The organism is Flavobacterium noncentrifugens (assembly GCF_900100375.1).
GTDB classification, from domain to species: Bacteria; Bacteroidota; Bacteroidia; order Flavobacteriales; family Flavobacteriaceae; genus Flavobacterium; species Flavobacterium noncentrifugens.
On sequence record NZ_FNEZ01000001.1, the window covers coordinates 908,292 to 921,690 of the forward strand.

At 41.4% G+C, this 13,399-nt stretch carries 12 protein-coding genes; 3 read left to right on the plus strand and 9 right to left on the minus strand.

The window, feature by feature from the left end; all coding sequences use genetic code 11:
* The first annotated feature begins 35 nt into the window (after positions 1-35).
* Together BLS32_RS04030 and BLS32_RS04035 are read left to right on the plus strand one after the other, a co-directional pair.
* Positions 36-1,910: an Nramp family divalent metal transporter gene (locus BLS32_RS04030; RefSeq protein WP_091392093.1), complete on the plus strand. Its 1,875-nt coding sequence runs from the start codon at positions 36-38 to the stop codon at positions 1,908-1,910.
* A gap of 164 nt (positions 1,911-2,074) precedes the next feature.
* Entirely contained in the window at positions 2,075-2,728 is a 654-nt protein-coding gene (locus BLS32_RS04035; protein ID WP_091392096.1) for a metal-dependent transcriptional regulator, read from the plus strand.
* Here BLS32_RS04035 and BLS32_RS04040 read toward each other — a convergent pair.
* From BLS32_RS04040 to BLS32_RS04055, 4 genes are all read right to left on the minus strand, one after another.
* Entirely contained in the window at positions 2,725-2,847 is a 123-nt protein-coding gene (locus BLS32_RS04040) for a FeoB-associated Cys-rich membrane protein (protein WP_091392098.1), read from the minus strand. The genes BLS32_RS04035 and BLS32_RS04040 overlap by 4 nt on opposite strands.
* A gap of 4 nt (positions 2,848-2,851) precedes the next feature.
* Positions 2,852-4,951 carry a ferrous iron transport protein B gene (gene feoB, locus BLS32_RS04045; RefSeq protein ID WP_091392100.1) on the minus strand — a complete coding sequence of 700 codons (2,100 nt, stop codon included), beginning with the start codon at positions 4,949-4,951 and terminating at the stop codon, positions 2,852-2,854.
* A complete protein-coding gene (locus BLS32_RS04050) occupies positions 4,951-5,181 on the minus strand; it encodes a FeoA family protein (protein WP_091392102.1) in 231 nt (76 codons plus the stop codon). The genes feoB and BLS32_RS04050 overlap by 1 nt, the downstream gene beginning before the upstream one ends.
* 78 nt (positions 5,182-5,259) lie before the next feature.
* Positions 5,260-5,931, minus strand: coding sequence for an SCO family protein (locus tag BLS32_RS04055; protein WP_091392104.1), 672 nt, complete (start codon positions 5,929-5,931; stop codon positions 5,260-5,262).
* A gap of 134 nt (positions 5,932-6,065) precedes the next feature.
* Between BLS32_RS04055 and BLS32_RS04060 the strand changes: the two genes are divergently transcribed.
* Positions 6,066-8,117 carry a M13 family metallopeptidase gene (locus BLS32_RS04060; RefSeq protein ID WP_091392105.1) on the plus strand — a complete coding sequence of 684 codons (2,052 nt, stop codon included), beginning with the start codon at positions 6,066-6,068 and terminating at the stop codon, positions 8,115-8,117.
* 36 nt (positions 8,118-8,153) lie between these two features.
* Here BLS32_RS04060 and BLS32_RS04065 read toward each other — a convergent pair whose 3' ends face one another.
* The 5 genes from BLS32_RS04065 to BLS32_RS04085 form a co-directional block, all read right to left on the minus strand.
* The gene (locus BLS32_RS04065; protein WP_091392107.1) at positions 8,154-9,038 is read right to left on the minus strand and encodes a cation diffusion facilitator family transporter; all 885 of its coding nucleotides are present in this window, start codon (positions 9,036-9,038) and stop codon (positions 8,154-8,156) included.
* Positions 9,039-9,097: 59 nt separating this feature from the next.
* On the minus strand, positions 9,098-9,898 hold the full coding sequence (locus BLS32_RS04070) for an SDR family oxidoreductase (protein WP_091392109.1): 801 nt from the start codon (positions 9,896-9,898) through the stop codon (positions 9,098-9,100).
* 61 nt (positions 9,899-9,959) lie between these two features.
* Positions 9,960-10,397, minus strand: coding sequence for an ORF6N domain-containing protein (locus BLS32_RS04075; RefSeq protein WP_091392110.1), 438 nt, complete (start codon positions 10,395-10,397; stop codon positions 9,960-9,962).
* A gap of 45 nt (positions 10,398-10,442) precedes the next feature.
* Entirely contained in the window at positions 10,443-12,836 is a 2,394-nt protein-coding gene (locus BLS32_RS04080) for a M28 family peptidase (RefSeq protein ID WP_245699313.1), read from the minus strand.
* A gap of 18 nt (positions 12,837-12,854) precedes the next feature.
* Positions 12,855-13,205 carry a DNA gyrase inhibitor YacG gene (locus BLS32_RS04085; protein WP_091392112.1) on the minus strand — a complete coding sequence of 117 codons (351 nt, stop codon included), beginning with the start codon at positions 13,203-13,205 and terminating at the stop codon, positions 12,855-12,857.
* Positions 13,206-13,399 lie beyond the last annotated feature (194 nt).

The following is a 13,399-nucleotide window of genomic DNA, read 5'->3' on the forward strand; positions in this document are numbered from 1 at the left end:
AAATAATGTACTTTTGATGTTGTAAAATTTCAATCATGAGCGGAAAGTCATTAGAAGAAGTCCACGAATCGGTACAAACGCAAGGAAAAGCAAAAGGATTTAGAAAAATATTAGCCTTTTTAGGCCCGGCCTATTTAATCAGTGTCGGCTACATGGACCCTGGAAACTGGGCGACCGACATTGCCGGCGGAAGCCAGTTTGGTTACGCGTTGATCTGGGTTTTGCTGATGAGCAACATCATGGCGCTGCTGCTGCAAAGTTTGAGCGCGCGCCTCGGAATCGTGACACAGCGCGACCTTGCGCAGGCTTCACGAGAAACGTATTCGAAATTCATCAATTACATTTTATATTTCCTGGCGGAAATTGCAATCGCTGCCTGTGACCTGGCCGAAGTGCTCGGAATGGCCATCGGACTCAATTTACTGTTTGGGATTCCATTAATTGACGCCGTTCTTTTTACCGTTTTGGATACTTTTTTATTGTTGTTCCTGATCAACAAAGGCATGCGGAAAATGGAAGCATTTATCATTGCGCTCGTCGCCATCATCGGATTTTCATTCATCTTCGAAATGATCTTTGCACAGCCTGAAATGGGCAAAGTGGTTGCCGGATTAATTCCGTCATTGCCCGGCCCGGCAGCACTTTACATCGCGATCGGAATCATCGGGGCTACGGTCATGCCGCACAATTTATACCTGCATTCTTCGTTGGTCCAAACGAGAAAATTCGACCGAACGAAAGACGGAATCAAGCAGGCGCTCAGATACAATTTTATCGATTCGACGATTGCATTAAACCTTGCCTTTTTTGTAAACGCCGCAATTTTAATATTGGCCGCAGCCACGTTCCACAAAGCCGGAATGTATGAGGTTGCCGAGATCCAGGACGCCCACAAATTCCTCGAACCGCTGCTCGGAAACAAATGGGCACCGATTTTATTTGCCGTTGCCTTGATCGCCGCCGGGCAAAGTTCGACAGTAACTGGAACGCTCGCCGGGCAAATTATCATGGAAGGTTATCTAAATTTCCGAATGAAACCGTGGGTTCGCAGAATCATTACAAGATTGATCGCCATCGTTCCCGCAGTCATCGTAATTTATATTTTCGGCGAAAGCGTCACCGGAAAACTGTTGATCTTCAGCCAGGTAGTGTTGAGTTTACAGCTCGGTTTTGCGATCATTCCGTTAATACATTTTGTCAGCGACAAGTCGAAAATGAAAGGTTTCCACATCAGCACGCCTACAAAAATCGCGTCGTGGCTCATTGCTTTGATTATCGTTTCATTAAATGCCAAACTCGTTTATGATGAAATCAAAGGCTGGCTCGATTCGGCAGAAAATCCAACATTGCTTTGGTTTACGGTTGTTCCGCTCGCATTTGCATTTTTGTTTTTGCTGTTGTACATTGTTTTTCAACCCTTTTTTGCAAAACCCAAAGTCGACATTTACAACCATTCGCCACACAGCCTCAAACTTAAATTTATAAGTGCTGGAGTGTACAGTAAAAAGAATATCGCCGTTACTGTAGATTTCTCAAATGCCGACGAATCTGCGCTCAACAATGCATTCGCGCTTGGCGGAATTGAAGCAAATTATACTTTAATTCACGTAGTTGAAACCGTCGGGGCCATTTTATATGGCGATCAGGTTGTCGATCATGAAACTTCTGTCGACGAACAATTGCTGCTACAATATGAAAAAATGTTAACCGATCACGGCTATAAAATCAACACCAAACTCGCATTTGGCGAACCTGGAAAAGGCATCCCGAAAATCGTAAATGAAGGAAATTTCGATGTGTTGGTTATGGGAACACACGGCCACACGGGTTTTAAGGATTTAATTCTTGGTACAACGGTTGATAAAGTGCGGCACAGGATCAACATTCCGTTATTTATTGTGAAGAATTAAGCAGCTGTTTCCTGCTGTCCGCTGTATCTTTTTATTTTTATCAAGCGTTTTGCAGGCTAGGAAATCTGTCAAAAAATAAAAAGGATGCCGCTTCCATCAGGGCTAATGTGCCCGGATACTGAAAGAATTTTTTTCGTAAATCAAAAATCCCAATTCGTAATCAAATGACTTTTTCAGAAGAAAATTACCTCAAAACCATTTACCATTTAACGATCGTTTCCGATTCGGAGATCAGCACGAACGCGATTGCCGAAAAAATGGAAACCAAAGCATCATCGGTAACAGACATGCTAAAGAAACTCGCTGAAAAAGACCTCGTCAATTATAAAAAATACCAGGGTGTTTCGCTGACTCAAAAAGGAAGATTGTCTGCTAAAATGATTGTCCGAAAACACCGTTTGTGGGAAGTTTTCTTAGTTGAAAAACTTGATTTTTCATGGGATGAAGTGCACGATATCGCCGAACAACTCGAACACATCAAATCGGAAAAGCTCATCAACAAGCTTGACGATTTTCTCGGCAATCCAACCGAAGATCCGCACGGCGACCCAATTCCGGACGCAAACGGACAGATCGTCAAAATCGAAAAACAACTGTTATCGGAATTTCCATTGGAGCAAAAAGGAATCTGCGTAGGCGTAAAAGATACGTCGTCGGAATTTTTAAAATACCTGGACAAGCAGCAAATTGCGCTCGGTTCAACAATTGAAGTCCTTTCAAAAGAAACTTTCGATGCGTCGCTAAAAATAAAAGTCGACCAGAAAGAATTGGTGGTTTCAAATAAAATTGCTGCAAACTTATATGTCAAATTGCTTTAACTGCAGCCGCAATCGGTGCCGCAATCACCGGATTTTTTCTTCTTCTTAAAAAAGAATTTCCGGACCAGAAAAAAAACAGCCAGTCCGAGCAATGCAAAAGCGATGATTTCCTGTGCCATGATTTTATTTTAAAAGTTGGTAAGCAATTAATGCCACAACATACGCGAAAGCGCTCATAAACACCAATTGCGCCGCCGGCCATTTCCACGTATTTGTTTCTTTTTTCGTTACGGCAAGCGTACTCGCGCACTGCATGGCAAACGCATAAAACAGCAATAATGAAATTCCGCTGGCAAAATTGAATACTTTTTTTCCGGTGATCGGATTGATCTCGGCAGCCATTTTATTTTTGATGGTTTCGTCGTTATCGCTTCCGCCAACGCTGTAAATCGTGGCCAATGTTCCTACGAAAACTTCACGCGCGGCAAAGGAACTGATGATCGCGATCCCGATTTTCCAATCGTAGCCTAAAGGCGAAATCACAGGCTCAATGGTTTTTCCCATCAAACCGATATAAGAGTTTTCAAGTTTGTGCGCGGCCACGGCATTTTCAAGTCCGGTTTCGGATAAATTGCTGTGTTGTGTTTTTTCAATGACAATGGCTTCGGCATTGCTGAAATTTTTCCCCGGTCCGTAAGAGGCAAGAAACCACAAAATAATCGAAATGGCAAGAATGATTTTTCCGGCACCGGTCACGAAAGCCTTGGTTTTTTCAAGTACGTTGATCGCAACATTTTTAAACAATGGCAATTTGTAATTCGGCATTTCAACGACGAAGAATGTTTTGCCTTTGACTTTCAGGATCAGATTCAGAATGTATGATGAAAAAATCGCCATTCCGAAACCTAATAAATACAGCAACATCAGCGTCAAGCCTTGCAAATTCAGTATTCCAAGTACGCGTTCATTTGGGATTACGAGTGCAATAATGATCGCATAAACCGGCAATCGCGCAGAACAGGTTGTAAACGGCGTGACTAAAATCGTGATCAGTCTTTCTTTCCAGTTTTCGATATTTCGCGTCGCCATAATCGCCGGAATTGCACAGGCAGTTCCTGAAATTAACGGGACGACGCTTTTCCCGCTGAGGCCGAATTTTCGCATGATCTTATCCATCAAAAAAACCACGCGACTCATATAACCGCTTTCCTCGAGTATCGAAATGAATAGAAATAAAAACGCAATTTGTGGGATGAAAATCACAATGCCGCCAATTCCAGGAATGATGCCTTGCGAAACCAGATCTGTTAAAACGCCGGGCTGTAAATGTGCTGCAGCGTACGAGCTTAAATTTGCGAATGTCGTATCGATAAAATCCATCGGGTAACTCGACCAGTCAAAAATCGACTGGAAAATCACGAATAAAATGGCAAAGAAAATTACATAACCCCAAACTTTATGAGTCAAAATGCGGTCTAACCTGCTGCTAAAATCCTTTGCAACTGCTTTGTCAATGGTTTGCCCAACTTTTAAAACATTATTGATAAACTGGTAACGCTTGATCGTTTCTTTTTGCTGCAACCTTTTGAGTTCCGACAGTGATTTGGTATAAGAATTCCGGATTTCATGCCGGTCCAAATTTGCGAAGTTGGCATCCTGCGTAATCACAAGCCACAATTTATACAGCAGCTGGTTTGGAAATGCTTTCCGCAAATGGTTAAAATAATCGGAATCGATTTCCGAAGCGTTCAAACACGGTTCTGTTGAAAGCGTTTTATAGGTAACGATTAAATTTTTTAATTCTTCGATTCCGAGGCCTTTTCGCGAACTGATCAAGGCAATTTTTGTTTTGAGTTCTTGTTCAAGATGCGGAAGATCGAGCGAAATGCCTTTGTATTCCATGCGATCGGCCATGTTGATGACTAAGATCGTTGGGATTTCAAGGTCTTTGATCTGGGTAAAAAGGAGTAAATTTCGTTTGAGGTTTTCTACATCGGTGACCACCAAAGCGACATCGGGGAAAAGTTTGTCGTTTCTGTTGAGCAGCAATTCGATCACGACATTTTCATCGATCGAACTCGCATTCAGGCTGTACGTTCCGGGCAAATCCAGGATGTTTGCCTTGATATTGTGCGGCAGTTTGCAGAACCCGATTTTCTTTTCAACTGTAATTCCCGGATAATTCCCAACCTGCTGGTTGAGTCCGGTGAGCTGGTTAAAAAGTGAAGTTTTCCCTGTATTCGGGTTTCCGATCAATGCGATGTTGATATTTTCGTGGCTCATTAGGAAATAATATCAACAATGATTTCTTTGGCAGTTTCAATCCGGATGGCGAGATGCGAACCGTTAATATCCAAATATAAAGGATCGCCCAAAGGCGCAATCTGCAGCAACTCCACTATGTTTCCAGGCAAGCAGCCCATTTCTAAAAGTTTCAGGGGAACAGCATCAAGGTCAAATTCCATGATGATGGCCTTTTCGCCTTTTTTGAGTGAATGGATCGTAGTTTGCAAATCTTATTTAGATTGAATTTAGATTGCAAAAGTACATATATTTATACGAATGAAAAGCTAAAATTCGATTTTTATTGGTTACTCTTCCTGAGCCGAAAGCCAATTGATATCGGCGATCAGCCTTTGAATGTCTTCTTTTTTTGTTCCGTCATAAAATCCGCGGACGCGTCGTTTGGTATCGACAAGCACAAAGTTTTCAGTGTGCACCATATCATACAATTCATCAGGCTTGCCTAATTTTACCGCGAGATACGATTTTCGCGCCATGGTATAAATTTCCTTTTTGTCACCGGTCACAAGGTTCCATTTGCTGTCGATAACGCCTTTTTCAAGCGCATATTTTTTGAGAACGGGAACACTGTCGATTTCCGGAGTTACCGTGTGTGAAAGCAACATGACTTTCGGATTGTTTAAAATCGCTTTTTGGACATCGACTAAATTTGCAGTCATTTTCGGGCAGATTGAGCCGCAGGTTGTAAAGAAAAAATCGGCTACATAAATCTTGCCTTCGTAATCTTTCTGTGTAATCGTTTTTCCGTTTTGGTTGATGAATGAAAAATCAGCAATCGTGTGGTTTCGTTTGATGTATTGCACGGTGCTATCGACCAATTCAGGATTTACGTCGCCTGGATTGTAAATCGGAAGCATTTTCTTCGGCTTCAAAGCAAAATAAAAAAGCGTGATAATAATGACCGAAATGACCGCCATGACGCGGAAAAAAGTCCTGTATTTTTTAAAGAATTCGAACATGGTGGAAATTTGATGCAAAAATACAAAAACACCTTTGGTTTCTATCCGAATTAACACATTGAATTCCAACTAAAAATTAACAGTTTTGCATTGTTAAATTGATATTTTTGCGGCAATTAAACTACCACTCAAAAATGAACTACCACTTTAAGAAGCACCATTTGCTGCTCGTTCCGGCGCTTATGGTTCTTAATGCTGCCGATGCGCAGGAATCAAAACCCGGAATCAACACGGCAAACATGGACAAATCGACAAAGCCAACGGATAATTTTTACCGTTTTGTAAACGGAAGCTGGCTCGACAAAAACGAAATCCCAAGCGACAAAACGCGTTGGGGAAGTGCAGATGAATTGCGCCAGAAAACAGACAAAGACGCACTCGACATTTTAAACGAAGCGTCAAAAGACCCAAAATACAAATCGAATACCGACCAGGGAAAGGCGATCAATTTATACCGCGCAGTCTTAGATACTGTCGCCAGGAATAAGCAGGGCATCGCGCCGATCAAACCGCTGCTTGCCAAAATCGATGCAATAAAAAACGCAAATGATTTGCAGCAATTGCTTATCGAAACGGAGACTTACGGCGGAATTGGATTTATCGGAATCGGAATTGGCTCGGATGCCAAAGACAGCAATAAAAATGTCGTGACGCTTTATCCGGGATCGCTCGGGCTTCCGGATCGCGATTATTATATTTCGGATGAAAAAGACTCGAAAGAAAAACGCGACAAATACGTGTTGCACGTCACGAGAATGCTACAATATCTCGGAGAAAAACCGGCTGATGCGAAAATCCATGCCGACCAGATCCTAGCATTTGAAACTGAAATGTCCAGGTCAAAATTCGATCGGGTAGAAGCGCGTGACGACAGTAAAAGCTACAATCCGATGACAGTTGCCGAATTGCAGAAACTGACGCCTTCGATCGACTGGAAAAAATACTTTTCCGGAATTGGAATCATTACGCTTGACACGGTTGTCGTTTCCCAGCCGAAATACATGCAGGAACTCGAAACTTTATTAAAGGAAAACAATGTCGCTGCCTGGAAAGCGTATTTGCGTTGGACTTTACTGAACAAAAGCGCGGGGAAATTGTCAATGGATATTGGCCGTGCCAACTGGGATTTTTACGGAAAAACCTTAACCGGAGCCAAAAAATTACGTCCGCTTGACGAACGCGCCTTGCAGACGGTAAATGGTTCTGTAGGAGAAGCGTTGGGCAAATTGTATGTCGAGAAAAAATTTCCGGCTCAAGCCAAAGCCAAAGCAGAGAAAATGATCCGGAACATTATTCGCGCTTACGAAACCCGAATCAACAACCTGGCGTGGATGTCGGCAGCAACCAAGAAAAAAGCCATCGAAAAATTGCATAAAGTCACTATTAAAATCGGTTATCCCGACAAATGGAAAGACTATTCTGCACTTGAAGTCAAAAGCATCGCTGAAGGCGGAAATTATTATGACGATTCAAAAAGCATCGCCATCTGGAACCACAGGAAAGAACTGGCCAAACTCAACAAACCGGTCGACAAAACCGAATGGCTGATGTCGCCGCAAACGGTAAATGCCTATTACAATCCGTCGTATAATGAAATCGTATTTCCGGCCGCCATTCTACAGCCGCCATTTTACGATTACAAAGCCGATGAAGCGGTAAATTATGGTGCGATCGGAGCGGTAATCGGGCATGAATTGTCACACGGTTTTGACGATTCGGGATCGAAATATGATGCGGATGGAAATCTTATCGACTGGTGGACAGCTGATGACCTGAAACAATTTACGGCCATGAGCAGCGCTTTGGCAGACCAGTTTAGTGCCTTGGAACCACTTCCGGGTGTTCATGTGGATGGAAAATTTACATTAGGAGAAAATATCGGCGACTTGGGCGGAATCAATGTCGCTTATGACGCTTTGCAACTGGATTTAAAAGAAAATGGAAATCCGGGATTGATCGATGGCTACACGCCGCAACAGCGTTTTTTCATTTCGTATGCCACGATCTGGCGTTCGAAAATGCGCGATGAAGCCTTGAAAAACCAGGTTAAAACCGACCCGCATTCTCCGGGAATGTTCCGCGGGTATGTGCCTCTGCAGAACATTGATGCGTTTTACGAAGCCTTCGGGATCAGGAAAGGTGACGGCATGTTTGTTGAACCTGATAAAAGAGTAAAAATTTGGTAAGCCAAAAACAAAATCCTGGATTCGCGTCCGGGATTTTTATTTAATATTGAGTTCGTATGGCTCAACGTGGATCAAAACATCGGCGATTTCAGGCAATTTTTCCTGGATCGTATCTTTTAAACGGTGTGCAATTTCGTGGCCTTCAGTAACGGTAATTTCGCCTTTTACGATCAGGTGCAAATCAACCAGATACATCATTCCGGTTTTTCTGACATAGCATTTTTCGGTATCGATCACGCCATCGACCGTTGTCGAAATCTCGCGGATTTTCACAATCAGGTCGTCATACAAATGTTCGTCAAGAATTTCACCCAGCGCCGGTCGAAAAATCAGGTACGCATTGTAAATGATAAATCCCGAAGCCAGTAAAGCCGCCCAGTCATCGGCAGTTTCATAACCCGGACCCATAAAAATCGCAATTGAAATCCCGATAAACGCCATCAGCGAAGTAATCGCATCGCTGCGGTGGTGCCATGCATCTGCTTTAAGCGAAGAACTGTTTGTTTCGTCACTTTTTTTCGAAATGATCCTGTAAAAAATTTCTTTCGTTAAAATGATCGCAGCAAGAATATACAGTGTCCAGCTTTCGGGTGTTTTGTGTGGCGTTCGAATGTGGTCGATACTTTCGTAAGCAATGATCGTCGCCGAAATTACAAGAAAACCGACTACTGCAAAAGTGACCAAAGCTTCGGCTTTTCCGTGTCCGTAAGGATGGTTTTCATCGGCTGGCCGCGAAGAATATTTGAGTCCGAACAATACGAGCAGCGACGAAAAAACATCTGAAGCCGATTCGATCGCGTCGGCGATAAGCGCATAGGAATTCCCAAAATAACCTGCGAAGCATTTAACTAAAGCCAAACCCAGATTTCCCAATATGCTGAGGTAGGTGGCTTTTACGGCTTTTTCTGTGTTTGCAGTCATAAAAAATTTGTTGCTGCAAAGGTATTTGAGTTTACGTCAATTAAAAAGCGAAAACCGATTTATAATTTTTTGAAGGTAAAATCGTAACTGAGGATTTCTTGAAGTTTTTGAGAATCAATGGTTTTTCCTACGGAGATTTTTTCATGGTTGAATTTTGGCTCTGGAAGATTTTCAGATTTTGCTTTTTCGGTATAATAATTTTCCCTTGTCGGATGAAAAGGCGTAGCGGCATTGAAAGTTTCGTTCCAGATTTCATTTTTGATGATTTTCAGGATAATTCCAATGCAGTCTTTTTGATGGATGAGATTGATCGGGCCGTCGGGATTTTCAAGATTTTCTCTTCCGGCGAGGAATTTTATCGGATGGCGGTCATCACCGATAAGTCCGCCAAATCGAAGAATCGTCGTTTTAAAATTTTTATTTTTTTGCAAAAGCTGTTCCGATTCATACAATTGGCGGCCGCTTTCGGTATCTGGGTTTGGAATTTTTTCTTCGGTAATTATTGCGTTTTCGTCGGCATAAACGGAAGTCGAACTGATGAAAAGCACTTTTTGGATTGTAGAACTTTCAATACGATAAATCAGATTTTGGATTTTTGAAACGAAATTTTCTTTCTCCAAACCGCGCAATTTTGGCGGAATATCCACAATTAAAATATTGGAATTTAAGAAATCTGAAACATTTCCGCTGATTCCAGATTCAGAAACCGAAATTAAAAAAGGTTCGATCCCGAAATTTTGAAGCAAAGCCAATTGACTTTCCGAAGTGGTCGATCCATAAACTTCAAAATTTTTTGAAATCAAGGCTTTCGCCAATGGAAATCCGAGCCAGCCGCAACCTAAAATGCTAATTTTTGTCATGATTTGTAACCAATTTTTTTGCGTTCGGGCGTTTGGGAATCGTCTTTTTTGATGAGGTAATTCAGCGCTTCGTAAACATCGTTGAACTGCTTGTCGTATTTGTTTTCGAGTTCCAGTAATTTGTCTGTAAAATCTTTGTGCTGCAAGGCAAATTCCGGATCATTACAAAAGTACGCATGATCGCGATATTGACGTTGATCGCAACATCAGAATTTAAGATGCCGCTGAGCATTGCGATTCCTTGTTCGGTGAAAGCGAAAGACATGAAATTTATATTCCGCTTGTTTTGTGATGCGGTCACAAATTGTGACCGGATAACATTCCATTTTTCGCTCGATAATCGGAACATAAAATCGGATGGAAATCTTTTAATATGCCGCTTTACAGCCTGATTTAATACTTTGGTTTCAATTTCGTAAAGCGTGGCTAAGTCAAAGTCGAGCATGACTTTTTGGTATCGGATGCTGTGGATCCGCGATTGTAAATGATCGTTATGCATAATGGATGGTTTGGCGTTTATATATTTTTTTTTGGCCTATAAATTTTAATTTTCAGCTTCGGGATCGGGGATGGTGTCGTTGGTTATTGTATTCTGGAGCGAGAAAGTTTTCTGAACGACTACTGGAATAACCTGTTTTGCCGTTGGTGTGATTTTCTTTTTGATCACGACGGCATCGGTGAGTACAAAAGGCATCGGCATCATCCAGGATTTGCGTTTTTCCATGCTGTAAGCGGGGTTATTCATTAAATCAAATGAGGATTCCATCAGTTCCATGTCTAAAATCGTTTTTGACGGAATCATGAATTGCAGTTCCAAAGGTTGGTTGTCAACCACATAATAACTGATGATTTTCCTGTTTTTTCTTAAATAAAGTGATCCTTTTTGCCCTAAAGGCTCAGCGCCGTTGGCTTTCATGTTGTGGAAAACCATATTATCATTGGCAAAAATATCGTAGCGGTTGACTTTTCTATTTGGCGTGATGCGGATTTTTAAGTAGCGGTATTTTCCAATGATCGAATCTTTTAAGAAATCAATTTGTGGTTCTTCAAGATCGCGAACTAAAGCTGTAGCAGCAAACGTAAACTCAGAGTTGTATTTGCTGAAAAGCGGATTAACATTCAAAAATAAAGGATTTACCGAATTATCGGCAAGATAAATTTTCGTCCATTCGTCAAGCGATTTGTCATAACTCGCCCAGTATGCTTTGTCTTTGTCGGCATCATAAATATAATCGAGGCTGTTTGGTTTGGCTTTTCCGAGTTCATAATTTGAGTTTAAATGCGCCATTACGAAACAGGCAATTGCACATCCGAAAAATAAAATCGCCCAAAGCCCTTTCTTTGAAAACAAACCCAAAATTGGTAAAAGCAACGAAAAAACGAGCACGGTTAAAACGGCGCTTCCTGCAAGGATTTTTAATCCAAGGCCGATTGGGAACATGATCATATAAGGTACATAAATGACCAATGCCGGAATGCTCATAATTAAATTGAATATCGGATTTGTCTTTTGCGTGACTACAAACCAGCCCAGCATTAGAACCGAACAGAAAACCGGAATAATAAAAAATCCGGCTCCGGGCAAATAACAGGCAATGCCAAGATTTAGTAAAATCCATAAAATTATCGGCGCAATTGAATGGTTTAATGTGAGGTTCTCGGTTCTTGATCGGACGTAAAACAAAAACGAAACCGCGAGGCTCAAAAAGAGGAACGCACCTATATAATAATGTCCATTATACGTAAATCCCTGTTGGATGTCTTTGTACTGTGGATAAATTTCGAGCAGTAATTTCCATCCGAAAAAAGCGACGCAACCAGAAACGATCAATGATCCGAAAAGCGGAATAAATCCTTTTCCGATTTCGGCTACAGCCAATGTGCGTTTGCCAATCCCGATAAAAATGAAGAACAGCAATAGTAATAAACTCACGATCAGCATGGGGAAAACCCATGAAAACGGATAGCTTACAAAATAAAAAGGGGTGTTGAAATAAATGTAATCCTGGTCTGAATTCAGGTTGTTCAAATCGGAATTTGAAAAATATTTTAAAAGCGGCATCAGATAACTGCCTTGATGTTCGACAGTTTTCGGACTCAAATGCGCCAAATCATCCTGCGCCGTATGGTAATTAAAATGATCATCAATGAAAGCGAAATTAAAGCCCTGAATTTTTCCCTGCTCGCGAAAAACGGTCAGATCGGTATCGTTTGGAAGCATTTTGTAAATGCTATACATGAGTGAATTAGAAGCTGGATATTTTGGGTTTGCAGCAGAAAATTCTTTGACCATTTTAGCATTTCCGCCATTGACTTCCATAAACATATATGCCGGGCCCGAAGTGCCGCGCGCTTCAAAATTAACGGCAAGCCCAACATCTTTTGCCCATTTGCTTTGCGTAACAAACAAAGCGGCACCGTTTAAACCGAGTTCTTCAGCATCAGAAAAAAGAATGAGGATGTCGTTTTTATGCGGTGTTTTGTTGTGGATAAAAGCACGAACGCTTTCAAGAATGGTTGCAATTCCGGTCGCATCATCGCCTGCGCCATGCGAATAGGAATGCGGAGCACTGTCGTAATGTGAAAGCAACAGCAAGGCTTTTGAGTTGTTTGATCCTTTGATCCGGGCAAGGATATTTTTAGATTTGACCAGATTACCCCAATCTGAAAGCGTGGTTCCTTCTTCGATTTTGGTTTCAAGCCCTAATTTTTGGAGTTCTTTTTCAATGGATGAAGCCACATTTTTATGGTTTTCTGAACCGATGTAATGTGGTTTTTCCGAAATTGCTTTTACATATTCGAGTGCTCTTTTGGTTGAAAAATCTGACAATAACGGCTCGTCAGCGGGAAGCCATTGCGGCATAATTGTGAAATAAACCCAGCTTAGAACGGCTGAAATGAACAGGATTGATAAAAGAGCGGTATATTTTTTTTTCATGAAACGGATTGTTTGGGGCTAAACGTCCTTTTTTACGAGCATGTAAAAGTCATTTTCAAGGGATAAATAACCTTGATCGTACAGAAAATGATAGGTATTTCCGGTTTTGGTTTGCAGGATATTGGTAAAATAATCAAAATCGAAACCCTTATTGATGAGTTTATTTTTAGTTGTTTTTGATTTTCCTTCGGTGTTTATTTCAGACAGGATGCGGTAATTCTTGCGGAGCTTGTTGTTGACGTTTCGCATGAAATTCGTACTGTCTTTATTGATTTTGTTGTTGAATGCGTTTCGGCAGCCGTCACTGCAGAATTTTTTGTCTTCGCGGCCGATGATTTTTTCTCCGCATTCCGGGCATAACTTTGTCATAATGGCAGATATTTATTGTTTTTAATGGCGTATACTCAGTCAAATATAGGAATTAAATTTCCAATTGCAAACGATTACAATCAACTACAAACGAAAATAAACGCTTTACAACCGATTGTTTTTCAATACTTGCCACATCTTTGCCCTGTTGATTCGACACAAGCAAAATTTCATTAATATTAAAATTTATAAGC